The sequence below is a fragment of the Planococcus donghaensis MPA1U2 genome (assembly GCF_000189395.1).
Classification (GTDB): Bacteria; Bacillota; Bacilli; order Bacillales_A; family Planococcaceae; genus Planococcus; species Planococcus donghaensis_B.
The window spans coordinates 1-1017 of sequence record NZ_AEPB01000049.1; the positions used below are offsets into that span (position 1 = coordinate 1).

2 protein-coding genes are annotated in these 1017 nt (G+C 38.4%); one reads left to right on the forward strand and one right to left on the reverse strand.

The window, feature by feature from the left end; translation table 11 throughout:
- Nucleotides 1–30: 30 nt before the first annotated feature.
- Nucleotides 31–675, reverse strand: a complete 645-nt coding sequence (locus GPDM_RS13500; RefSeq protein WP_008432206.1) for an MBL fold metallo-hydrolase — start codon at nucleotides 673–675, stop codon at nucleotides 31–33.
- Nucleotides 676–825: 150 nt separating this feature from the next.
- Between GPDM_RS13500 and GPDM_RS13505 the strand changes: the two genes are divergently transcribed.
- Nucleotides 826–1008, forward strand: coding sequence for a DUF2759 domain-containing protein (locus GPDM_RS13505; RefSeq protein WP_008432208.1), 183 nt, complete (start codon nucleotides 826–828; stop codon nucleotides 1006–1008).
- Nucleotides 1009–1017: the final 9 nt, after the last annotated feature.

Here is a 1017-nt window from a genome sequence, read left to right on the forward strand (position 1 = left end):
CACCGTTTGTTTTTTTTGTTATTAAAGCTTTTACTGTTTAAATACTTTCAGAAACGGATTGCTGTTTAATTCTTGCTCTGGCGTTGTTTCAGGGCCATGTCCTGGATACAGAATCATATGCTCAGGAAGCGGCAAGATCGACTCTTCAATAGACTGCAAAAGCCTCTTTTCAGAACCATCAATCAAGTCGGTACGACCGATACTTCCGCGGAAAATAACATCGCCAACAATTGCAAAGCCTTCTTTCCCAAACGAGAAACTTACGCTGCCCGGAGAATGCCCTGGTGTGTGAAAAATATCCATTTTGAAAGATCCAATCTCCAAGGTTTTTTCATCCGTTAACAATACGTCTGCGTCTTTCATACGATAATCTGGTAATGATGGATATTTTCCTGAGCCGTTTAAGTTCGGACGGCTTAACCAATCTTTTTCTAAGTGATGCAAATAAACAGGGACAGAATAACGTTCTCTTATGTCATCGACTGCACCAATATGATCAAAATGCGCATGCGTCAATAAAATCGCAAGTGGCTTCAAATTTTTCTTTTTCACCACTGCTTCTATCTTTGTACTTTCTTCACCTGGATCAAAAATTAAACAGTTTTTTTGATCATCCGAAATGATGTAACAATTTGTTTGAATAGGACCTAACTCTAGTTGATCGATTTTTAACATCTCTTTCACCTCATTCCGATTATAACATGCAGACCCTAGCAGACTGTCAAGATACTGACACTTTTTGTCCTCGACAAAACAGCGGAATATCTTTACAATATAAAGAGAACAAAGCGGCACTGGCTGTTTAAGTTGAAGGGAGTGTCATCGATGAGTTGGATGTTAGTAGTTATTTTTGGACTTATTGCAATTCTTGCAGCAATCGGCACTGTACAAACGCTTAAAAACAAAGAAGTTCTAGGTTTCCTTTTTAACTTTGGAACTTTTGTGATTTTTGGCGGGTTTGCGATCGCAACACTTATCACACACGGTTATCCACCAAGTCTACACTAATATAAAAAA